At 43.9% G+C, this 19,427-nt stretch carries 26 protein-coding genes and 1 tRNA gene; 6 read left to right on the forward strand and 21 right to left on the reverse strand.

Features of this window, described 5'->3' with window-relative positions; all coding sequences use genetic code 11:
• Positions 1–194 precede the first annotated feature (194 nt).
• The 3 genes from H513_RS0107220 to H513_RS19775 all read right to left on the reverse strand — a co-directional run bounded on the left by H513_RS0107220 (position 195) and on the right by H513_RS19775 (position 3,744).
• A complete protein-coding gene (locus H513_RS0107220) occupies positions 195–1,832 on the reverse strand; it encodes an FAD-dependent oxidoreductase (protein ID WP_026800139.1) in 1,638 nt (545 codons plus the stop codon).
• A 159-nt stretch (positions 1,833–1,991) separates the two neighbouring features.
• Positions 1,992–2,174, reverse strand: coding sequence for a hypothetical protein (locus H513_RS0107225; protein WP_026800140.1), 183 nt, complete (start codon positions 2,172–2,174; stop codon positions 1,992–1,994).
• Positions 2,175–2,214: 40 nt separating this feature from the next.
• Positions 2,215–3,744 carry a flotillin family protein gene (locus H513_RS19775; protein ID WP_051239773.1) on the reverse strand — a complete coding sequence of 510 codons (1,530 nt, stop codon included), beginning with the start codon at positions 3,742–3,744 and terminating at the stop codon, positions 2,215–2,217.
• A gap of 200 nt (positions 3,745–3,944) precedes the next feature.
• Between H513_RS19775 and H513_RS0107235 the strand changes: the two genes are divergently transcribed.
• A complete protein-coding gene (locus tag H513_RS0107235; protein WP_026800141.1) occupies positions 3,945–4,151 on the forward strand; it encodes a hypothetical protein in 207 nt (68 codons plus the stop codon).
• A 35-nt stretch (positions 4,152–4,186) separates the two neighbouring features.
• Here H513_RS0107235 and H513_RS0107240 read toward each other — a convergent pair whose 3' ends face one another.
• From H513_RS0107240 to H513_RS0107295, 11 genes are all read right to left on the reverse strand, one after another.
• Positions 4,187–4,642 (reverse strand): hypothetical protein, encoded by a 456-nt coding sequence (locus tag H513_RS0107240; protein WP_026800142.1) that lies wholly within the window; start codon positions 4,640–4,642, stop codon positions 4,187–4,189.
• A gap of 226 nt (positions 4,643–4,868) precedes the next feature.
• Positions 4,869–5,198: a four-helix bundle copper-binding protein gene (locus H513_RS0107245; RefSeq protein WP_026800143.1), complete on the reverse strand. Its 330-nt coding sequence runs from the start codon at positions 5,196–5,198 to the stop codon at positions 4,869–4,871.
• A 120-nt stretch (positions 5,199–5,318) separates the two neighbouring features.
• A tRNA-Val gene (locus H513_RS0107250) sits at positions 5,319–5,391 on the reverse strand.
• Between the two features lie 113 nt (positions 5,392–5,504).
• Positions 5,505–5,906 carry a hypothetical protein gene (locus H513_RS0107255; protein ID WP_026800144.1) on the reverse strand — a complete coding sequence of 134 codons (402 nt, stop codon included), beginning with the start codon at positions 5,904–5,906 and terminating at the stop codon, positions 5,505–5,507.
• A 106-nt stretch (positions 5,907–6,012) separates the two neighbouring features.
• Positions 6,013–6,540: a GrpB family protein gene (locus tag H513_RS0107260; protein WP_026800145.1), complete on the reverse strand. Its 528-nt coding sequence runs from the start codon at positions 6,538–6,540 to the stop codon at positions 6,013–6,015.
• 229 nt (positions 6,541–6,769) lie between these two features.
• A complete protein-coding gene (locus H513_RS22225) occupies positions 6,770–7,393 on the reverse strand; it encodes a lytic transglycosylase domain-containing protein (RefSeq protein WP_026800146.1) in 624 nt (207 codons plus the stop codon).
• Positions 7,394–7,675: 282 nt separating this feature from the next.
• Positions 7,676–7,960, reverse strand: a complete 285-nt coding sequence (locus tag H513_RS0107275; RefSeq protein WP_026800147.1) for a hypothetical protein — start codon at positions 7,958–7,960, stop codon at positions 7,676–7,678.
• A 119-nt stretch (positions 7,961–8,079) separates the two neighbouring features.
• Positions 8,080–10,146 (reverse strand): TRAP transporter permease, encoded by a 2,067-nt coding sequence (locus H513_RS0107280; RefSeq protein ID WP_051239804.1) that lies wholly within the window; start codon positions 10,144–10,146, stop codon positions 8,080–8,082.
• Positions 10,147–10,186: 40 nt separating this feature from the next.
• Complete coding sequence (locus H513_RS0107285) at positions 10,187–10,714, reverse strand: DUF1850 domain-containing protein (protein WP_026800149.1); 528 nt, start codon at positions 10,712–10,714, stop codon at positions 10,187–10,189.
• A gap of 71 nt (positions 10,715–10,785) precedes the next feature.
• Positions 10,786–11,793: a TAXI family TRAP transporter solute-binding subunit gene (locus tag H513_RS0107290; RefSeq protein ID WP_026800150.1), complete on the reverse strand. Its 1,008-nt coding sequence runs from the start codon at positions 11,791–11,793 to the stop codon at positions 10,786–10,788.
• Positions 11,794–12,084: 291 nt separating this feature from the next.
• A complete protein-coding gene (locus H513_RS0107295) occupies positions 12,085–12,615 on the reverse strand; it encodes a phosphatidylglycerophosphatase A family protein (RefSeq protein WP_026800151.1) in 531 nt (176 codons plus the stop codon).
• A 185-nt stretch (positions 12,616–12,800) separates the two neighbouring features.
• On the opposite strand from H513_RS0107295, the gene H513_RS0107300 reads away from it, so the two are divergent.
• The 4 genes from H513_RS0107300 to H513_RS0107315 all read left to right on the forward strand — a co-directional run bounded on the left by H513_RS0107300 (position 12,801) and on the right by H513_RS0107315 (position 15,379).
• A complete protein-coding gene (locus tag H513_RS0107300; protein WP_026800152.1) occupies positions 12,801–13,529 on the forward strand; it encodes an alpha/beta hydrolase in 729 nt (242 codons plus the stop codon).
• Positions 13,530–13,623: 94 nt separating this feature from the next.
• Positions 13,624–14,136: a YjcG family protein gene (locus H513_RS0107305; protein WP_026800153.1), complete on the forward strand. Its 513-nt coding sequence runs from the start codon at positions 13,624–13,626 to the stop codon at positions 14,134–14,136.
• A 7-nt stretch (positions 14,137–14,143) separates the two neighbouring features.
• Positions 14,144–14,572 carry a GNAT family N-acetyltransferase gene (locus H513_RS0107310; protein WP_338048992.1) on the forward strand — a complete coding sequence of 143 codons (429 nt, stop codon included), beginning with the start codon at positions 14,144–14,146 and terminating at the stop codon, positions 14,570–14,572.
• Between the two features lie 132 nt (positions 14,573–14,704).
• Positions 14,705–15,379 (forward strand): YetF domain-containing protein, encoded by a 675-nt coding sequence (locus H513_RS0107315; RefSeq protein ID WP_026800155.1) that lies wholly within the window; start codon positions 14,705–14,707, stop codon positions 15,377–15,379.
• On the opposite strand, the gene H513_RS0107320 is transcribed toward H513_RS0107315, so the two are convergent.
• The 6 genes from H513_RS0107320 to H513_RS21880 all read right to left on the reverse strand — a co-directional run bounded on the left by H513_RS0107320 (position 15,366) and on the right by H513_RS21880 (position 17,979).
• Positions 15,366–16,280, reverse strand: coding sequence for an MBL fold metallo-hydrolase (locus tag H513_RS0107320; protein WP_026800156.1), 915 nt, complete (start codon positions 16,278–16,280; stop codon positions 15,366–15,368). The genes H513_RS0107315 and H513_RS0107320 overlap by 14 nt on opposite strands.
• Positions 16,281–16,309: 29 nt before the next feature.
• On the reverse strand, positions 16,310–16,603 hold the full coding sequence (locus tag H513_RS0107325; RefSeq protein ID WP_161625294.1) for a hypothetical protein: 294 nt from the start codon (positions 16,601–16,603) through the stop codon (positions 16,310–16,312).
• Between the two features lie 181 nt (positions 16,604–16,784).
• On the reverse strand, positions 16,785–17,021 hold the full coding sequence (locus H513_RS0107330; RefSeq protein WP_231572083.1) for a hypothetical protein: 237 nt from the start codon (positions 17,019–17,021) through the stop codon (positions 16,785–16,787).
• A gap of 9 nt (positions 17,022–17,030) precedes the next feature.
• Positions 17,031–17,174 (reverse strand): hypothetical protein, encoded by a 144-nt coding sequence (locus H513_RS21525; RefSeq protein ID WP_154655205.1) that lies wholly within the window; start codon positions 17,172–17,174, stop codon positions 17,031–17,033.
• An 82-nt stretch (positions 17,175–17,256) separates the two neighbouring features.
• Complete coding sequence (locus H513_RS0107340) at positions 17,257–17,598, reverse strand: DUF1360 domain-containing protein (RefSeq protein WP_026800159.1); 342 nt, start codon at positions 17,596–17,598, stop codon at positions 17,257–17,259.
• Between the two features lie 123 nt (positions 17,599–17,721).
• Complete coding sequence (locus H513_RS21880; RefSeq protein WP_026800160.1) at positions 17,722–17,979, reverse strand: hypothetical protein; 258 nt, start codon at positions 17,977–17,979, stop codon at positions 17,722–17,724.
• 212 nt (positions 17,980–18,191) lie between these two features.
• On the opposite strand from H513_RS21880, the gene H513_RS0107350 reads away from it, so the two are divergent.
• Positions 18,192–18,662 carry a CotY/CotZ family spore coat protein gene (locus tag H513_RS0107350; RefSeq protein WP_026800161.1) on the forward strand — a complete coding sequence of 157 codons (471 nt, stop codon included), beginning with the start codon at positions 18,192–18,194 and terminating at the stop codon, positions 18,660–18,662.
• A 167-nt stretch (positions 18,663–18,829) separates the two neighbouring features.
• On the opposite strand, the gene H513_RS0107355 is transcribed toward H513_RS0107350, so the two are convergent.
• A complete protein-coding gene (locus H513_RS0107355; RefSeq protein WP_026800162.1) occupies positions 18,830–19,369 on the reverse strand; it encodes a CotO family spore coat protein in 540 nt (179 codons plus the stop codon).
• Between the last annotated feature and the right edge of the window lie 58 nt (positions 19,370–19,427).

Raw genomic sequence — 19,427 nt, forward strand, 5'->3', positions numbered from 1 at the left:
TGCGTCTAGCCCTTTCTCCCGAAGCGTAACAATCCATAACACACAAATAAAAACGATGACAGGAATACGATGGAAGCAAGTAGGTTGAACCAGTTCATGACTTCCCTCCTTCAGAAGACGATGGGCGCCATTCTCCTTCTCACCCTATTCTTCTTGTTATTCTCGTATTCCTGCTTTGCAAAAAAATTAGGATGTTATTTCACGATGTGTTGATAATTCTTGTTACCACCTGATAGGTTGTACACTTCTGTGAAGCCAAGGTTCTGTAAGATATTTTGAGCCGCATTCCCAGTAACGCCTTTATTGCAATACGTTACGGTTGGCAGTTCTTTATTTAGTTGCTCTGCATCTTCACGGAGCTTCTGAAGCGGAATGTTCACAGCACCCTCCACGTGAGCGGCTTCGAACTGCTTTGGCGAACGTGTATCGATGATTTGGATTTCTTCTCCGCTTCCTACCCGTTCAACCAATTGTTGAGGAGTAATTAATCGATTACGTGAGGTAATCGCGTTATGCAAGGCCATGCCTGTGTACATAACAGGGTCTTTCGTTGTGCTAAATGGTGGTGCATAGGCAAGATCCAAGTGGAACAAGTCTTCCGCTTTCGCTTTGAACGTAATGGCTGTTGCAAATACGTCAATTCGCTTATCGACGCCATTCTGTCCAACGATTTGAACGCCAAGTAGTCGACCTGTTGCACGGTCAGCGATTGCTTTAATCACCATTTCCTTCCCACCAAGGTAATCCGCACTTGCTGGCTTAATGTTGTGTACAACTTCTACGTCGTAACCGGAGTCCTTCGCTTCAGATTCGGTTAACCCCGTATGAGCCACAGCCATGCGGAACACTCGAAGGATTCCTGTTCCTAAAATGCCACGGTGCTGTAATTCTCCACCTGTCACAACGTCGCCTGCTATGCGCCCCATCTTGTTAGCGGTTGAGCCTAGTGGACGATAAATCGACTGATTCGTAATAAGGGAATAGCTTTCTGCCACATCACCAGCGGCATAGACATCCTTAAGATTTGTCTCCATCTTCTCATTTACAGCAACAGCGCCTGTTGCACCTAGCTCTACACCCATGTCTTTCGCGAGCTGCGTGTTCGGACGTACGCCAATGGCTAAGAAGACAATATCAGAAGGAATCTCTTTACCTGATTGTGTTTCCACCGTTGTTTCAGTAATGTTGGTAGCCGTTTCGTTCAATAGAAGGTTCACTCCGTGGTCACGAAGCTCTTGTTCAATTCGAGAGGCAATGTCTTCATCCATGTGCGACATCACGTGGCGGTCTTGCTGGACAAGGGTCACGTCCAACCCTTTCTCAGTAAGTTGTTCGGCTAACTCGAGCCCAATAAAGCCTCCACCAACAATCGTTGCCTTCTTCGGTTGTTCCGCTTGCATGTAACGGTCAATCTGACTTGCATGCTGGATAGTACGGACATGGAAGACATGCTCTAGGTCTACCCCTGGGATGGGAGGTGTTACAGGTGATGAGCCAGTCGCGAGTACAAGCTTATCAAATGTGTCTTCTTTCCACTCACCCGTCTCTAGGTCCTTAACGGTAAGTGTCTTCTCTGCATAATCAATGCCTATTACTTCATGGCGAGTATGGATATCAACGTTGTATCGCTTCTTAAACCAAGCTGAGTCTCGAGGTGTAAGTGTATCTAGCTCGTCCACTTCTCCGCCTAAATAATAGGGGATTCCGCAAATGGAATAAGAGATGTCATAGTCTGCATTATAAAGTGTAATGGATGCTTCTTCGTCGTTGCGGCGCGCTTTCGCTGCAACGGATGTACCGGCCGCAACTGATCCAATAATGATTAATTTCACAGGTGTCCCTCCTCAGGTTGGTCAATAAATCGTAATCATTTGTTCGCCCATTCATTATATAAGCATTTAATTATATAAATCAATGCTTATATTTATAATTTTTTCACGTACAGAAAAAGCCACAGCAGCATTCCATGCCCTGTGGCTTTCCGTTCTTGTTTATCCATTTTGCAACATGAGAAAGACTGTGAAGAAAACAACGTAGCCCGCGAATGGAAAGACAATCCTTCCTTTACGTATAGAACGACCACTCTCTGTCCTTGCCCTAAGAACTTCGTTGAATAGAAGTACACCACTTAGTCCTAAACAAATCATCGCCATTGTTAACGCAACAGCTGTCATCCTCTTCTCCCCTTCATTTCGTATTCTTGGTTCCTTAACCCTACTTGTCTAATGCTTCACCGTGAGCGGCTTCTGATTGCTCATATGCTTGCTCTACACTTTCCTCTTCCTCAACTTCCCCTTGGCGCTCATTCTCTTCTTGTGCAGCGGAAGTTTCTTGATGCTGACGCCCTGTATTAAGGTCGAAATGATTCACATTGCCTCTAGACACATAACTCTCAAGAAGCGCCTTCAAATCCATTCCGGTTGTTTCCTTTAGTGACTCTTGGATGCCAAGCATGGTCTTTGTTACGTTGTTCGCAACCTTCGCTGATCCTCCGTTCGAATCAGAGCCACCCAAATCAATGACCTTCATCTCTTTGATTTGGGAAATTGGAGCAGAGACTTTCTCCGCATAGTCCGGCAATACGTTGATAAGCATTTCCATAATCGCCGCTTCTCCGTAATATTCCATCGCTTTCGCCATGCGTTCTTTCGATTCCGCTTCGGCAATCCCTCGTTGACGAATGACCTCGGCTTCTGATTCCCCTTTGATTCGCTCTTGGTCCGCTTCTGCTTGTGCCCGTTTGGTCGTTTCGTAGGCTTCGGCATCCGCGATGGAGCGACGACGTTTGTTTTCCTCTTCTTCTAATTCAACCGCACGCTGCTTCTCGATATATTGAACTTGCATTTCCTCTTCCTTGATTTGCTGGTTCAATTTCTGACGCTCGATTTCCCCAGCTTGTTCCGCGTTTGCTCTAGCACGGTTCGTGTCTTTCTGGAATTCAGCTTCTTTAATATCCTTTTCCTTCCTCGACTCTGCCACCGCTGTCAGACGGCGGTTCTCTTCATCTTGTGCTTCTTGGTCGTTCTTCGCTTGGTAGATTCGCGTTTCTTTCCGTGCATCCGATTCAGCCATGTCGGCATTCTTCTGGACCACCGCAATATGTGGTCGACCAAGTGCATCGATGTACCCGTTCTCTTCATCCACATCCTCTACATCATTTAAAGCAAATGATGTAATTTCAAAGCCCATCCCCTTCAAGTCGGCTTCTGCAATGTGTTTCACCTGTGTATTGACTTCCTTGAAATCGTTATAAATCTTCTCAATTGGCAACGACGCTATGATGGAACGAAGATGCCCGTTCAACACATCCTTTAACTCCGACTCTCGTTCGTTCTGCTTCTTCCCAAGGAATTTCTCTGCGAAATTGGCCATGATTTCAAGTTCACTACCGATGGAAATGACGGCTGTACTCTTCACACGCACAGGAATTCCCTCTTTCGTATACGCCTTCTCAGAATTCACCTGAAGCTGGAAAGACGTTAAGTCAATCGGTGTTGCCGTTTGGAACATGCGCAGACGATAGCCCCCGCCGCGAATAATCTTTACAGAACGGCCATTGTCATCCTCAAATACATTCTTCTCCTTCTCTGGATCCCCAAGTTTCGGACCTGTCACAATAAGTGCCTCATTGGAACTCGCTGTTTTATAGCGAATTCGAAAGATAACTAATGTGATGATTCCTCCAATGAGTAGAATTCCTCCGATCACGGAAAGAATGATGATTGCGATTGCTCCTTCGAGCATAGTACCCCTCCTAAATTTGATGTTCACCCTTATGTAAGCTTCATACAGATGAGAGTGGAACGACTAGATTCTCCTTACTTTATTTACCGAAGAGCCCCCACCATTCGTTTCACATTTATGTGAAAATTATGTAATTTCTGTTTATAACTCGTACATAACGATGCAAATTGCGCACAAAATGAGAGGAGGAGGTGAAGAAAATGGATGAGAAACAGCAGGTAGACCGTCCAGTGTTTGATGACCTTAACGACCGCTTGATCGCAGAACCAACCGATGCACCAGCATTTTCAGTGAAGACGAGCACTGATCCTAAAAGTGTTCTTGAGGATAACCCTTATTTCGATCGTAGCAAGCCACACACGAAGGAAGAAATCGAGAAGTTTAAAGCATTCTTCGGTGAGAAATAAGAAGAGCCTACTCACGAATGAGTAGGCTCTTTCCCTTATCCATTGTTGGCAAGGCCGTTAAAGTTCTCTGGACCAATACGTGTGATGAGATTAGGGTCTGTTCCATCCGGCACACGAATGAATGCGGTGTAAATTGCCGGTCCACCTGATGGGACGTTAAAGTCTGCTGCTGAGAAGGAATATTGGGTGATGAAGATATCCTGTGATGGATCTGCTGGAGGGAGTATCTGAAGGAAATCGCGGTAAACGACTGGGTCTTTACTATCTAAGCCTCTTACAACTAACACTTCAACCAATACGGAACTAGGTAAACTGGGGTCGTTCTGAACAACAAACGTTCCGTCCATTTGAACACGTATTGGTGTACTTCCTGTCGCTCCACTTAAACTTAGACCAATTTGACCAAAGATTTCATAGACATCTGTAACTGGAATGTTCAGTTGACCTTGTTCTGTTGCATTGGCAGACGTTCTAGCATCTAGAAAAGCCATTTGGACTTACCTCCCTTCTTCTATAGCATAGTTTATGAAGAAAGGAAGAAACGAGAGGCGGTACAAACCCACTCATTACTCAATATGGTTACTTGCGTGTGCCTTTTTTTACGAAAAAGCCTCACTCGTTTAGAGTGAGGCTGAAACTACACGTTTCTAGCATAAGGGGGCATGTATCCTTATGAACCCAATTAAAAAAGTCTCTGTCCGAAGACAGAGACGCTAATTATGCTAATAGCTGACGGCACACATCCGCACAAGTTCTGCATGCTTCCGCACATTGTTGACAATGGTCGTGATCATGCTTGCCACATTCCTCTCTACAACGATCACAAATAACAGCACACGCCTGCGCCAACTCCCCAACAAACGGGCTATTACGCAAGAGCGCATGTTCTAAATATCCACACATATCTGCGCATTCTCGGTCTAAGCGAATACACGCTCTCATGTGGTCGATGTTCTCCTCTTGTAAACAAGCATCAAAGCAATGATTGCAAGCAGCCATGCAATCATGTAACGCCGAAATGGCTTTCTGTCGCTGCTCTTCGGTCATGGTACCCCTCCTCATAAGGATTGTGTGATGTGGTACCTTTTCCCATAAACTACCTTTTCTAATCTTCATGTACGAAAAAAAAGCCCGAAGTAGATGACTACTTCGGACTTCTTATTGGTATGACTCCGACTGGGCTCGAACCAGCGACCTCTTGCCTGTCAAGCAAGCGCTCTCCCAGCTGAGCTACGGAATCATGGGAGAATATAATCTTAAGGACAATTAATACTATATCCGATTCAGAAAAAATTGTCAACACTTTATCAAGTAAAAGACCCTCTCTTATTCTAGGAGAAGGGCCCTTTCTGCTTAATGGATTGAACTTGGTGAGCGACCTTCATATCTCGCATAAGTAGTAGCCGGTTTCTTACTAATTGTCTTCCAAAGAAAGATTACCAATTGCACACCAACGCTTACACTCGTAAGCCATATGAGTGGCAAAACGATAGAGGTTGAGATGATTAGTAAACCGATCATATAAGCGCTAAGTAATAAATTCCACTTCGTCTTGACTGGACCTTGTGTCCTGTTCTTACGTTGCATGAAACTGTAAAGTAGTTGTACAGCAAGTATCAAACTAGCAGATACAATCAAGTGCTGAGTTGTAAAGAAATAAGAAACTGGATTGTCTGGTATCCACACATACGTGTAGAGTAGCGTAATGACAACGAAGAACAGAATGTAGAAGAGCTGTTCCTTTCTCTGTTCCATCCTTGTCCTCCTCCATCTATTGTTCTACTCTTGCTGTTCCCACCTAATTATTGGATAAAACATCACATCCACAAAACTTTCCATATCTATTTCTCACAACAGGCACTCACCTGGTTGAATATTCAAGTATACGCTGGATAAATGGTTCCTTGTGCTCCGTATATGCTGCAATACCCTTAGCATGATCTTTCACATAAGCTTCCTTAATCGCTTCATATTCTTTACGAGCTTCTCTACTTTGTAGTAAATAATTACGGAACTGAATCATCTGCTCCCAGAGTTCTCCCCGATAATTCGTCAAATGAATGTAATGTGTCTTCACCTTGTACGCCTCGTCTTTGAAGCGAGCACAAACCATTTCATTTGGACGCTCCACCTTTAATCGTAGAAACCCTAGTTGTTTCAAGTCTTGAAGGATCGATTGAGAATCTTTGTAATCATCCACTCCTACTAGGAGGTCGATGATAGGCTTTGCCTTCACATCTGCCAATGAAGTACTTCCTACATGTTCGATTCGTTCATCCGGTAACCCGGTCACAAGTATCAGGTCTCTCTTCACCTTCATAAATTCAGTCGCCCACTCTGACTGATGGAGCTGAAGACGAACTTCATCCCTCGCTAATCCTAACTCCATCCAACTCCCCCTTTACTTTCTAAGCCACCATTCTGCTACTAACACGAAACCTAAAAAGACACCAAATGCAACGATGTAAAACCATGTTGGCATGGAGGTGTATGCTTCCATCCAAGACCCTCCTCTATCTACTTGTTCCATACTTCCATCAATGTTTACTTGTCATACTTCTTCACCTAACAAAAAAAGCACCCTGAACCCAATCGTCCAAAGCGCTCATCCAGTGTGATTAAGCGTTCATATAGCCCATTACCTTTGGTACATAGGCCTTTGTTTCTTTGAATGGAGGTATTCCTCCATATTTGTCTACATTACCAGGACCTGCATTGTACGCCGCAAGCGCAAGTTCTGTATTGCCATTATACTTATCTAGCATTTGACGCAAATACTTAGCTCCACCCTCAATATTCTGAGCAGGGTCAAAGACGTTCGTTACACCTAGCCCTCTTGCTGTGGCTGGCATAAGTTGCATGAGCCCACTCGCACCAGCAGAACTTACCGCATCTGGGTCAAAGTTCGACTCCTGCTGAATAACTGCTCGAAGAAGTTTAGGGTCTAAGTTATACGTTTCGGACGCTTGTTGGATATGTCCCTCTATCGAATCACTCGTTGAAGACGACGTTGGAACTGGTTGATTCACATATTGGATTCGCGGTTGATGCGATGCCATAGGGACCGTCGACGGAGCCGATGATTGGAAGGTGTTCGTTGCCGTTCCATTCCCCTTCGCCAATTCATTCTCAAGAAATTGCGCAAATAAGGTTGCTGGTGTCATCGAAGCAGTCGGAGTTCTTGTCCCTACCGTTCGAATGGCTTGTAGTTGCGAAATGTGCTGCCATAGTTGAATATCCACCGGACCATCACCTCTGTACATAGTTGTTAGTTTTCATTATAAAGCATGTCTGAAGCGAATGGGGATAGAAAAGGAAAAGTTTGTATAACTTTTTACAAAGTATGTCGATGTCACTCGAAGAAAGGCGCTGATTAGTGTGTTACCTAGTGATTATTTCGGTACAATTGTCGATGAGAAAGTCAGCACTCTCATCCCCACTCCCTCAATGACGAACATTCTATTTCAAGGAAACTCACAATAAGAAAGGAGTCCCTACTAGAGACTCCTTCCTCATCCAGGACATCAATCGGCAGCGTCCCTTACCAACTTCACTCTCATAAGCAACACTAAAGTAATTGCTACCATAAGTGTTGGAAAGACATTGACTGTTAACAGAGCGAAGGGGTTCCGAGCAGCAGGGAGCAAGAACTCCATCGTTAAGAACGCACTTACACCTGCTAAAGAAGGGGAGACTGCAATGAAGTTCTGCATTCTCTCATTCTTCGGAAGGTCAGAGAACACTTTCATACTGCAATACAACGCCACAAACACTACGAAAAACATGACGAACGCACCAACAATGTGCATGATTTACCCACCCCCTATGGTAAACCTAACACGCATTACATATTCTTACAATAAAGAGTCACTATGTACTAGATGAGCACAAACTAAAAAAGGAGCGCCCATAAGGACGCTCCTTTTTCTTATGCGTTTTGTTTAACTCCAACAGGTTGCCCGATTAGATCACGTTTCACCAAGAGCTGTAATCCTAGAATAACAGCAAATGTCGCAATACCGAGTGTATCTGACAATCTACCTGGATAGATGAGCAATAATCCACCTGCGACGGAGACAATCCGCTCAATTAGGAAGACTTTGCGGTACCAATAACCAATCATACCTGCACCGATTGCAAGCATTCCTGTAACCGCGGTAAAGGTTACCCAAATAATTCCCCATGCATTTGTATCGATCATAAGCAGTTCTGGAGAAAGTACGAACATATACGGAATAATGAAGGCCGCAATCGCGAGCTTCGCCGCATTGAGTCCTGTTCGTATCGGCTCTCCTCCTGACACACCCGCTGCCGCAAAGGCCGCCAATGCTACTGGAGGTGTAATGTCTGCAATAATACCGAAGTAGAATACAAACAAGTGAGCTGGTAATTCAGAAACGCCTAGTGCAATAATCGCTGGCGCAGCAATCGTAGACGTAATAACATAGTTCGCTGTAGTTGGTGATCCCATTCCTAGCACGATTGCCGCAAGCATCGTGAAGAATAGCGTGAGCAACACGTTACCACCAGCTAAGTCAACAAGACTATTCGCGAGCTTCAAGCCTAGACCCGTCTTCGTAACCACACCAACAATAATCCCAGCCGCAGCTGTTGCCGCAACAACCGCTAGCGCCGTTCTTGCTCCACTCGTCAACGCATCAACAGTGTCAACAAAGTTCCCATCAAAGAAATAGCTAACGAGAATCGTTAGAAGTGCTGCTGGTACAAAGCTCTCAAGTAAGACAATGAAGCTTAAGCCTGCTCCTGCAAACGCAGTCATGTAGGTCATCCAAGCGATGACACCCGCAACGAAAACGATTGGATAAATGCTTCGGTACTTCTCTTCACGGAACAAGCCTACCAACATCGTTGTTAGAATTCCATAGAGAGCCGCACGCGTAATTGAAAGTCCTGAAGCTAGGTACACAACAATTGCAACGATTGGAAGCAAGAGATAAAGCTTCTTAAAGACTTCTTTACGGTCTGGCATATCTTCATCTTTAAGACCGCTTAAGCCTACCCGCTTCGCTTCAAAGTGCGTCATAATCCATACACCCGCAAAATAGAGGATGGCTGGAATCAACGCGGCTTTGGCAATGGTCCAGTAGTCAATCCCAATAAACTCAATCATTAAGAAGGCAGCTGCCCCCATAATTGGTGGCATTAGCTGTCCGCCGGTTGAAGCCGCTGCCTCTACCGCACCAGCAAATTCTTTACGGTAGCCAAGTCGTTTCATCATTGGAATCGTAAAGGACCCTGATGTTACAACATTCGCTACGGAGCTTCCACTAATCGTTCCTTGAAGAGCACTTGAGAAAATCGCAACCTTTGCTGGTCCCCCTGTTCGCTTACCAGCAAGTGCTACGGCTAAGTCGTTAAAGTACTGGCCTACACCTGTCTTCACGAGGAACGCTCCAAAGAGCAGGAATAAGAAGATATACGTGGATGAAACCGCGAGCGGCGTCCCAAGAATCCCTTCTGTTGTAAAGAACATGGATTTCACAATCGTATCGAGATCCACGCCTCTATGAATGAGGAATCCGGGCATTTGTCTGCCCCAATAGGCGTAAGCAAGGAACACCAAAGCAATTACTGTAATCGGAATTCCAACTGCCCGTCTTGTTGCTTCAAGTACGAGCACAATTGCAAGTGCACCGAAGATAAAGTCCAGCTGTGTAATTTCACCAGCTTGCATGACAATCTCATCGTATTTAAGCGGCCAATAAAGCCCAACCCCCACACTTAGTGCCGAGAGGATGTAGTCAAGCCACCCGAGCTGACCTTTCGCCTGCTTCCTCTTCGTAGCCGGATAAAGTAAGAAGATTAGGGACAAGCCAAATCCTAAGTGAATCGTACGGTGGATTTGTGCTGGCAGAGGATGAATCGTTAATACGTATAGCTGATAGATTGAAAAAGCGAGTAAACCGAAAAAGACGATTTTAGCAACGATTCCTTTTAGCTGTCGTACGGATGATTCTGGGTCATATTTTTGCATCAATGCTTGTTGTTCTTCTTGAGATAAAGATTCATTACGCTTACTCAAGCATGTTCACTCCTTTCCACCTCTGCCATAGACTGATGTGTTCTGGCTGAATGGATATCTTAGTCCCTTGTCCAACATAGTCTTCTAAGGGATACGTATGGTTGTTATACAAGATTGCATGATTCGCTCGCACTTGACCTACGTTTAGGTTAAGCGAAGGAAAGAGTGGTGCATCTTTCGGTTTCGTGATGACGTATTGGCCATCTTGCACCTCGAACGTCTCACCTTCTGCAGCGTTTGCCGGCATGCCAATGGCGGTGTCTTCATAGCGAAGTTCAACCGGCCTGACTCCTTCCTCATGAATAGAGAAAGATTCGAAAACGTCAGACAGATGGACCGAATGGGTGTATTTAATCTGGAATGTGTCCTGGTGATGTACAGGCAAGTAGATTACCGCCTGATTCTCGTCTAGTGGACGAAAGGTTAATACGGTTTGATAAGGAATAAGTGAGCCGATGACGATCGCACCGGCTGCAAGGAGTAGAAAGCACCAACGCTTGTTTACTTTAGTTGTATTCATGATAAAACCCTCTTCTAAACGAAAAGATAGACCAGTGTACACCGGTCTATCCTGTCGTTCTGTACGACGTTCTACTCGTTGCTTACACCTTTTTCATCAAAGTATTTCTTCGCACCAGGGTGCAATTCAATCCCAACCCCATCAAGAGCTGTTTCAGTTGTAATGAATTCGCCCTTGCTGTGTTGAATTTGATCCGTATTTTCAAAGATCGCTTTCGTCATGTTGTATACAGATTCTTCGCTCAGGTCTTTGTTTACAACAAGCATCGCTTGAACAGCCACTGTTGGTACAGCTGATTCTAGCTTGTATGTGCCTTCAGCAATTTCATCTTCTGCATAGTAAGGATATTTCTCGATTAGTTCAGCGGCTTTATCTTGCTGAACTGGTACAATGTTCACGTCTGTAGTAGCAGCTAGACCTTCAACAGCACCTGTTGGTGTACCAGATGTGATGAATGCTGCATCAATTGTTCCATCCTGGATACCAGAAGTGGAATCACCAAAGTCAAGGTCACGTGCCTCAATGTCATCTACAGTCATGCCATGCACCTCTAGAATGTTCTCCGCATTCGCACGAGTACCAGAACCTGGAGCTCCGATTGAAACGGTTTTCCCTTTAAGGTCCTCGACAGATTCAATACCTGAATCCTTTGTTGTTACAATTTGAATCGTTTCAGGATACAGTGTACCCATTGCTACGACGTTGTCGATTGGGCTGCCTTCAAACATCACTGTTCCTTCACTTGCATAAGAAGCGATATCCGTTTGAACGAATGCAATTTCACCATCGCCATCTTTAAGTGTCTTCATATTTTCTACAGATGCTCCTGTAGACTGGGCAGTTGCTTCTGCACCTTCTACATTATCGTTAATAAGCTGCGCAAAGGTTCCGCCAAGCGGGTAGTATGTACCTTGCGTACCACCTGTTAAGATACTAACAAATTGATCTTCACCTGAATCTGAACCTGAATCTCCTTCGTTACCACTTTCGTCATCTGATGTTCCGCCTCCACACGCTGCTAGAATCATAGAAAGCGTTAACATAAATAGTAAGGCAAAATGTTTCTTCTTAAGATTCATACCATATCCTCCTTCATCTTTACATGACTTGTTCCTAGCAAAATAGTACCAGTAAAGTGCAGAATTTTCAAATATATTTATCGTCAAGTACCTACACATTTCTCAGTTTCCAATTTTGCGTCCACTTCACCAAGTCAATCATATTCACTCTATGTTAAGAATTCTACCATAACATGAAAAGAAAAATCTATCATATTTTTTGAATTTTTGTTGTTCCAGTATTTTCTGCTTAAAAAAGTCCTACTCTCGGCGAGCAGGACTCTCTATAATTTCTCCTATTAACATATCATGTTAAGAGAACTGAGATACTTGTTCTTCCACATCTCTTAGTCTATGTGCAACTCTACCAGATGCATTGGATGCAACGGTTGCGACAAGATCATCTAGGAACGTGTGAACTTTCCCCTTTTGCTTTGTATCGAGTTCCCCGATAATTCCTGGCTTCGCTCTATCTAAATAACCAAAGGTAGACACCGCAATGCTCCCAAAGCCATAAGTTGCTCCGAGCGCAATCGTTTCATCTACACCGAATAACCCTTCGTCCGCTGCGACAATGGATTGTAACGGCTCCGATAGCTGATTTTGTTCAGCTAGACGGTCCAATTCAATTGCTACTAACAGCGCATGCTGTACCTCGCGCTTCTCTAGAACTCGATTTACACTTTCCGTACATGTTTCCAACGTTAGGGAAGGATTGTATGGATGTTGCATGTTATAGACAATATCTGCAATAGATTCAATGGTTACGCCACGCTCTACTAATTGTTGTTTGGCGGCGTCTGCTACTTCTTTACTGTGTACTTGTCTTGGTTGTTGCGTCATGTGGGTCCTCTCCCTTCTAAGCTGTATGTTCACAATTATAGCACGATTCCGTCGTTTTAGGTCGAACAATCGCCTATTGTCTGTATTTTCACACAGGTTATGATACACTATCGAAGAGACACGTTTAACGGATACAAATAATGGGAAACTAGTTACGACTTGAAATCTGTTCGGAGGTATTGCGAGTGAAACGACAAGGAACCACTGTTGAAAGAGAAATCCATAGCCAATACTTAGATGAGACATTAATCGTAAAGATTTATCGGCCCGCTTCCTTCTCTTCCTTGTATAAATATCATATCTGCATCATGCAAGATGGAGATGATTACTACAAGTTTGGGCGTATACAGACGTTAAGCGACCGGTTTCACGAAGACCGTTCCATTGAGAACACCGTCTTCGCAGGTATACATTATAAGGATAAGTTCGACCGACGGGAGAAATACCATCCAGAGGGAGCACGTCGAGAAGCCTATATGAAATTTCTCGCACATGAAGTTGTACCCCTTCTAGATGAAGAGATTCCGACTTACCATATGAGCGGAAGTCGCGCACTCATGGGCGACTCACTTGGAGGAACGATTTCGCTTCTCACAGCGCTTCATTATCCTCACACATTCGGAAAAGTCATTATGCAGTCTCCTTATGTAGATGAACATGTGCTACAAGCTGTAGCACAAAACGACGAAATTAGACGTATGGACCTTTACCATAGCATTGGCACGGAGGAAACGGCCGTCGATACGACAGACGGAAACGTGAAGGACTTTATTACTCCTAATCGCGAGCTCCATGAAGCACTGCAAGCTAAAGTAGAACACTATACGTACAAAGAGTTTGAAGGAAACCACATCTGGAAATTCTGGCAACAGGATTTAAAAGATGCGCTACCGAAAATCTTTGGAAATAGCTAGGAAGCCCCCTCTGTTTTTTCAGAGTTTTTGCTATAATAGGGGGAGATCATTATATCTTGCTATGCGATATACATTTATTTAGGGAGGTTATTGTATGAAATACGGTATTGCACTCTTTCCATCTAAAGAAATTCAAGACGTAGCCAATTCATTCCGTAAGCGCTATGACACGAATTATGCGCTCATCCCGCCTCACGTAACTGTGAAGGAAGCATTTGAAATTGGCAGCAAGGATGAAATTGAAGCCTACATTCCGAAGTTGAAGGAAATTGCGAAAGAAACTCAACCATTTTCCTTAATTGCTAAGAAGTTAAGTACGTTTTCACCGGTTACGAATACCATTTATATGAAGGTAGAGCCAGTTGACGAACTTTGTAAGCTAAATGAGAAATTGTTATCTACTGACCTACCTGATGACCGAAAGTATGCCTTCGTTCCCCATATTACCATTGCTCAGAATCTATCTGACGATGAGCATTCTGATGTATATGGAAGCCTTCAAATGAAGTCATTTGAATTTGAAGAAACCATTGACCGCTTCCAACTGCTCTATCAGCTTGAGAACGGCATGTGGACAGTATATGAAACCTTCAGATTTGGAGAGTAATACGTACATGATGAACATAATTGAAGCAACATCAAAAGCACAAATTGAAGATGCCTATGCCATCCGCCGTGATGTATTTGTCAATGAGCAAGGTGTATCTTTAGATGAAGAAATGGACGAACATGATGACTCCGCAACTCATCTAGTAGGATACCTTGAAGATGAGGCAGTCGCTGCTTCTCGCCTTCGCTTCGTTGACAAATATGGAAAGTTCGAGCGAATTTCTGTCCTATCTTCCAAGCGAGGGAAATCCTTTGGAAAGCAAATGATTGAAGCAATGGAGACAATCACTAGAAATCGTGGTTACCACTATGCGAAGCTTAACGCACAAGTACAAGCACTTGGCTTCTACCAGTCATTAGGCTACGAAGTGGTTAGCGATGAATTCCTAGACGCAGGAATCCCTCACGTCACGATGACGAAAGCTTTGGCATAACCATACAGAACTAAACTAGAAAGAGTGAAGCCTAGGGTTTCACTCTTTTTTGTGTTTTAACTACAGGGATGCACGTATGCCCCCCCTTCTTTCTGGCTATATTGGGTTAATAGAGAATGAAGGGTGGGGCTTATGGAATTCTTCAGCATATTTACGGATACGATTGTGGGGTTTCTATGTCTCTTCGCATTGACGAAGGTACTCGGGAAATCACAGATCACACAAATTACCGCGTTTGATTTCATTGCGGCGCTCGTCCTCGGTGAATTGGTCGGGAACGCACTTTATGATCCAGATACAGGAATTAAAGAGATTCTGTTTGCCGTCTTTCTTTGGGGACTGTTAATCTATAGCACAGAATGGGTAACACAGAAATTCAAGAAGACCCGTGGGCCGCTTGAAGGCCGTCCAAATATTATTATTTACGAGGGGAAAGTACAAAAGGAAGAGATGACGAAGGGGAAGCTCGACATGAACCAGTTGCAACACTTACTTCGTTCTAAAGAAATCTTCTCACTACGCGATGTAGCCTTCGCGATTCTCGAAACAGATGGAACTGTTTCAGTTCTTAAAAGTTCGGAGGCACAGACACCTTCTCGACAAGACCTGGAACTTGACCAAGAGCCCGTTAAGTTACCGCTTATGGTCATTTCAGACGGAGAACTTATTGAAGATAACATCAAAGAAGCGAACGTAGACTCCAAGTGGTTGCAAGAGGAACTGAAACAACATGATGTCCAATCGTATAAAGACGTCATGTATGCAGAATACATTCAAGGAGAACCTTTGTACGTTATTCCGTACTAAGGTTCTCCTTGTTAGCTTCAAAGACCCATTTGTAATCTTTTATTCGATACGTAATTTCTTCTTGCTTCAATAGCGCTACAATATAAGCCGTCACAGCTGTACGGAATAAGAGCCATGCACCTAGCTGTTCGGCCTTTACTTCATATGTGTCACACATATAGACTACGAGTTCCTCATGTGAGACAGGACCCTTGCTGACAATCTTTTGTTTCAACATATAAAGAAGTTCATGATGATAGGCGATGTTGGCATCTACCGTTTCATGGTAATCTTCTTCGAACACCCCATGCCCTGGTACCGCTCCCATACAAGAGATTCGCTTCAACTTGTAGAGGCTTTGAACAGCCAAGTGAGCATCTGTTAGAAACGGAATTCCGTGCTTATGCAGTTGCTCTTCTGCGAAATAACTATCTCCAGCGTAAAGAATATCATGAGTGAGTAAGCCTAGCTGATGGTAGCTATGTCCAGGTAATAAATACGTGGTAAAGTTAAATCCATCTCGTTCGTATATGCCTTCTTGAAGCACCTCATCTATAAAGATGGGCTTCCCTTCTAGAAATTTATTACGCAGCTCTGGGAGAGGGTCGTTTCCGCCGAAGAGATAGAGAGGCTCTAAGGATGGGTTGCGTAAGATGGCTTCTTCAAACTGAGGCGCAAATGTGTAGACGAATTGCCTTTGCTGTAAGTAAGATGCACCCCCATAGTGGTCTGAGTGAGCATGAGTAATAAATAGGTGTGTAACCGGAAGCTCGTGCTTGTCGAGTTCCTTCAGCACCTTCTTCATTGTCTGATGATCAATCCCGGCATCAATCAGCATTCCTTTGTCTTCTTGATGGACATACCCTATGTTTGCTGCGCCTTCTATATAATAACAGTAGGTGTTTAGTTTGGTTAACTTCATCACATCGACTCCTTTGTGAGGACGTATCACTAAACACTTTCGTTAACGAATTGGCCTTTTCCTGTTAGCTCGGCTATATTTACGTCATGGAGAGGAGCACGTTCATGGGCGTGTAGACCTTCAGGTGTATAGAGCTGTGCGCGCTGTTCTCTATGAAACTGCAAATCTTTCCGCTTCTCTTCTCGAGGCATTTCATCCATGTGCTGTTGCAATTCTTTCACCCACTGCACGCGTGTTAATGGTTCAACCTGAAGTTTCGTACGAGCTTGCTGCATTTCGACACGCTTCTTATAATCTTGGTACTGATAATGTGTAATCGGCATAATGTAACCCATGTGCATTTGCTCCCTTCAAGTACAATTACTATTTATTACTACACCCTACCCGAATCTCCTCTTTTCTATGCCACAAATTCTTAAATCTACAAGTTTCTTCAATGAATAACGTTCGTTTCATTTCGTTCGATTGCAATCAATAAGAAAGCCTACCCTCTACTGGGTAGACTTATGAATCATCCATTTTCTTCTCAAATTCGTCCATCATTTTTTCAAAGTCTGCTATCCCTTTTTGGAAGTTGTTGTTCCATTTCCCGAATGAACCATCCCAATCGGTCATCATTTTCGTATGTTGAGTATACTTTTTCTCAGGGTAGTATTGGATCCATTTTTCTCCTGTATCCATATGTTTATGAATGTCATGGAAAGGCTTCATCCACTTAGGTTGAAAAATACGGGGACGCATCATAACGCATTACGCCTTTTTCTTTCCACAACCACAGCCGCCTTTTTTCTTTACAGCGCCGGTAGTTGCACCTTTCGGACGGACATGTTTAATTGAAGTATTTGATGTACCCGCTTGTTTCTTCAGCATGGCTTCATATGCACTCTTTCTCACTTTAAACCCATCCTTTCTTAATGGACGTACTCCTTGTAAAGTATATGTTCTTCCCTACTTTATGGTGTAGGTCAATCCCACACTACTTGTCAAAATGGAATAAAAGGGCTGCCGCCCCACTCACAGCGAACAAGAGTAGCACTGGCTCAAGAATAGGGACATAAAAGTATACGAGCAACACGCCAAGTGTTACCCAGAAACCCGTGCACCAATGGCAGGTTAGCATCTCCCCAAAGAAGGCTCGAATTCCTGCTCCCTTTACCTTTACATACGTCTCCTTAACGCCCTCTTCATTCTCTTGTTGAAACTCTTCTAAGAAAGGCGCTCGGAACCATTCCATAATGGTGTCATAGACGAGTAGTCTTGTGATTCGGAAGCTAGCCAGACTGAGCAAGGCAAGCTCCATCCACATTAACCCTGCCACGTTTATCCCTCCCCCCTTCCTTATCCTATGTAAGAGGAGTGAAGAATTTGTTTACCATTTTCACGGACAACCTATGCATAAAGAAAACCCTCTCCCTTATATATTGGGAGAGGGTTGTTATGGTTAAATCCAGGAGAACGGTGGGCGTTGCTGCTCATCATTAGTATCTGCTTCTTCAGTAGCTTCTGCCTCTTCGTTAACTTCTTCCGTTTCCACTTCAGCCTCAGCTGCCTCCGCTTCTTGGTAACGAGGATTTCCAAAGAACGGATCCATTCTACGAGGACGATCATCTGGACGTTGGCGACGCGGTTCAATAATAACGTTCTCAGCATGAATGACTAAATCATCTACATGGATCACACGTTTTTTCTTCTCAGACATTCCTTCCACTCCTTTACTGTCCTGTAATCGTTACTATCCTATGTAGTTGACCTATTCCGTGTATAGTCATTCGCCCGTTTTTCGAAAAAAGCTGATTTACATTTCATTCGGGCTTATGCCTGAAAATACGGGCTAGCGCCCACACAAACGGAGCAAACGCACATATGTTAGTAAAGACAATAGTCAAACTTTAGAGAAAGGGGAAATGTCACATGAGTTGTGGAGATAAACACAAAAGTGGTAACTGTGTTAAAGATATCCTACGCGAAATCGTAGATGCTCAAAATGATGTCGTTCATGAGTGTCAATCAAGTTGTGAGCAGTCCATCAATGATTTACTTGGCAACATGGGAGGAGGAAACGGTCTAGATACAGTACCCGTTATCCTTTACTGCAAAGACTGTAAACCTTTCGTTGGTTACGGTACAAAACGCAGAATGAACGGCTCTCTACACGACCTTATCTCAAGCTTTGTATTCCGCGTTAAAGAAGTCGATGACCATACAAACTGTGCGGTTCTTGAACTTCTAAGCGAAGATGAAGAGTGCTTAGACGACATTTGTGAGCAAGAAATCAACGACCTTCGTGTTACAGGAATCTGCATTACAGTAGACCTTGACTGTTTCTGTCACATCACATGCCTTCCTGCAATCAACGCTCTTGGACCTTCTTCAGACGACTAAGGGACAGCGTACGTTATTAAACTAACAAGCTATTCACACAAAAAGCCCAGCGTTCTCCATTAGAACCCTGGGCTTCCTTTGTGTCTTCATTAGTGAATGAGTGAACCATTGTAAGTTCATCCGTCGAACGTGCTCACCAAAACAAAAAACTACCTGAAACAGGTAGTTTAGAAGCCAAGCAATCGAATATCGCGAATCGTATCGAATTCGATAAATGCTTCGTATGGGCGACGAATGGTCTTCATGCCAACGACGCCATCTTCAAAGGTTTCAATTAGTCCACGATGACTGCCTTCCTCTGTAATGACTTCACATTTCATCTTAGGTACTTGAGGCGGCAATGAGATGAAGTATTCCACTTTCTCCTCCACATTCATATCACGGAAACGACGACGCCTCGAGATGGTAGAGGTCTGTTCTTGTGCCATCGTTTCGTTGTTCGTCCCCTGCTCTTCAGCCTCGGCGACTTCATTGGAAATTTCTCTAACAGGTTGTTCTTCTACATCTTGAGGAACAGGCTTCACCTCTAACGCTTTCCGTCTCTCCTTTTCTCCTTGGGACATTTCTTTCTTTAATGACACCTTTTTGTTTGGTTTAGTTTCACGAGACGAGCGATATGTCGTTTGCATTTTCGCTTCAGCTTGAGCGTAATTTGGCTGTGTAATATAAAGCATCGGAGGACGAGCTGTCTTTTTGTTGTCACTCATAATGAATCTCTCCTTTAGTTAAGATGAACAGATGCACTCCTCGTGCTATAGGCAAAAA

Source organism: Pontibacillus halophilus JSM 076056 = DSM 19796, assembly GCF_000425205.1.
In the GTDB taxonomy this organism is placed as follows: domain Bacteria; phylum Bacillota; class Bacilli; order Bacillales; family BH030062; genus Pontibacillus_A; species Pontibacillus_A halophilus.

Excerpts from the sequence above, each read along its gene's own strand:
- H513_RS0107285 (WP_026800149.1), bottom strand. The coding sequence starts at position 10,714 with ATGAATACAACTAAAGTAAACAAGCGTTGGTGCTTTCTACTCCTTGCA.
- H513_RS0107305 (WP_026800153.1), top strand. The coding sequence starts at position 13,624 with ATGAAATACGGTATTGCACTCTTTCCATCTAAAGAAATTCAAGACGTA.
- H513_RS0107310 (WP_338048992.1), top strand. The coding sequence starts at position 14,144 with ATGATGAACATAATTGAAGCAACATCAAAAGCACAAATTGAAGATGCC.
- H513_RS0107350 (WP_026800161.1), top strand. The coding sequence starts at position 18,192 with ATGAGTTGTGGAGATAAACACAAAAGTGGTAACTGTGTTAAAGATATC.
- H513_RS0107320 (WP_026800156.1), bottom strand. The coding sequence starts at position 16,280 with ATGAAGTTAACCAAACTAAACACCTACTGTTATTATATAGAAGGCGCA.
- H513_RS0107315 (WP_026800155.1), top strand. The coding sequence starts at position 14,705 with ATGGAATTCTTCAGCATATTTACGGATACGATTGTGGGGTTTCTATGT.
- H513_RS0107330 (WP_231572083.1), bottom strand. The coding sequence starts at position 17,021 with ATGCGTCCCCGTATTTTTCAACCTAAGTGGATGAAGCCTTTCCATGAC.
- H513_RS0107290 (WP_026800150.1), bottom strand. The coding sequence starts at position 11,793 with ATGAATCTTAAGAAGAAACATTTTGCCTTACTATTTATGTTAACGCTT.
- H513_RS0107260 (WP_026800145.1), bottom strand. The coding sequence starts at position 6,540 with ATGGAGTTAGGATTAGCGAGGGATGAAGTTCGTCTTCAGCTCCATCAG.
- H513_RS0107325 (WP_161625294.1), bottom strand. The coding sequence starts at position 16,603 with ATGCCGATTACACATTATCAGTACCAAGATTATAAGAAGCGTGTCGAA.
- H513_RS21880 (WP_026800160.1), bottom strand. The coding sequence starts at position 17,979 with ATGTCTGAGAAGAAAAAACGTGTGATCCATGTAGATGATTTAGTCATT.
- H513_RS0107225 (WP_026800140.1), bottom strand. The coding sequence starts at position 2,174 with ATGACAGCTGTTGCGTTAACAATGGCGATGATTTGTTTAGGACTAAGT.
- H513_RS0107255 (WP_026800144.1), bottom strand. The coding sequence starts at position 5,906 with ATGGAACAGAGAAAGGAACAGCTCTTCTACATTCTGTTCTTCGTTGTC.
- H513_RS0107245 (WP_026800143.1), bottom strand. The coding sequence starts at position 5,198 with ATGACCGAAGAGCAGCGACAGAAAGCCATTTCGGCGTTACATGATTGC.
- H513_RS0107235 (WP_026800141.1), top strand. The coding sequence starts at position 3,945 with ATGGATGAGAAACAGCAGGTAGACCGTCCAGTGTTTGATGACCTTAAC.
- H513_RS0107295 (WP_026800151.1), bottom strand. The coding sequence starts at position 12,615 with ATGACGCAACAACCAAGACAAGTACACAGTAAAGAAGTAGCAGACGCC.
- H513_RS0107275 (WP_026800147.1), bottom strand. The coding sequence starts at position 7,960 with ATGCACATTGTTGGTGCGTTCGTCATGTTTTTCGTAGTGTTTGTGGCG.
- H513_RS0107280 (WP_051239804.1), bottom strand. The coding sequence starts at position 10,146 with ATGCAAAAATATGACCCAGAATCATCCGTACGACAGCTAAAAGGAATC.
- H513_RS0107240 (WP_026800142.1), bottom strand. The coding sequence starts at position 4,642 with ATGGCTTTTCTAGATGCTAGAACGTCTGCCAATGCAACAGAACAAGGT.
- H513_RS0107355 (WP_026800162.1), bottom strand. The coding sequence starts at position 19,369 with ATGAGTGACAACAAAAAGACAGCTCGTCCTCCGATGCTTTATATTACA.
- H513_RS19775 (WP_051239773.1), bottom strand. The coding sequence starts at position 3,744 with ATGCTCGAAGGAGCAATCGCAATCATCATTCTTTCCGTGATCGGAGGA.